Origin of the sequence: Protofrankia sp. Cas8 (assembly GCF_963555845.1) — a bacterium.
GTDB lineage: Bacteria > Actinomycetota > Actinomycetes > Frankiales > Frankiaceae > Protofrankia.
In genome coordinates, this window is the sequence record NZ_CAUVXI010000318.1 from 1 (window position 1) to 500 (window position 500).

1 pseudogene is annotated in these 500 nt (G+C 68.4%); it reads right to left on the reverse strand.

What is annotated here, in order from left to right:
- Positions 1–500: pseudogene (locus tag U9977_RS26085) on the reverse strand (hypothetical protein); the annotation flags it as partial.

The following is a 500-nucleotide window of genomic DNA, read 5'->3' on the forward strand; positions in this document are numbered from 1 at the left end:
GATGAGGCAGTCAGGAAGCCCGGTCGCCGCCAGCGGGTGGATCTCCACCCACAGGTCCGACAGCCTCTGCCTGTCCGTCGACCAGGCCGTGACCCGATCGGTGACGTTCTCCGCGAGCGCCTGGCCACCCGCCCCGTACGCGCAGACGCCGAGCTCGATCAAGGCCTTTCCCTGGGCGTCGGCGCCGGCCGGGCGCTGCAGCAGATAGGCGAAGCTGTCTGCGGTGACCACCGCCATGCTGCCCCAGGGATAGATCGGCTGGACCAGGCCGGCCTCGATCGCCTTCCCCGTCACCACCATTCTGCAGAACCCCTCCAGAGCAGACAGCCACAGGTCCACGTTCTCGACCATGCGGGTGATCACACCGGTCCAGGCCGTCACCGGCTCGCTGCTCAGTGCTTTGCCGAGCGTGTCCGGGTCAGCCTCTCGCCCCTCGTCGGTGCGCAGGAATACCCCCGAATCACCGGCCAGCTGGACGTTCCGCTCGGCCATCGCTCCTA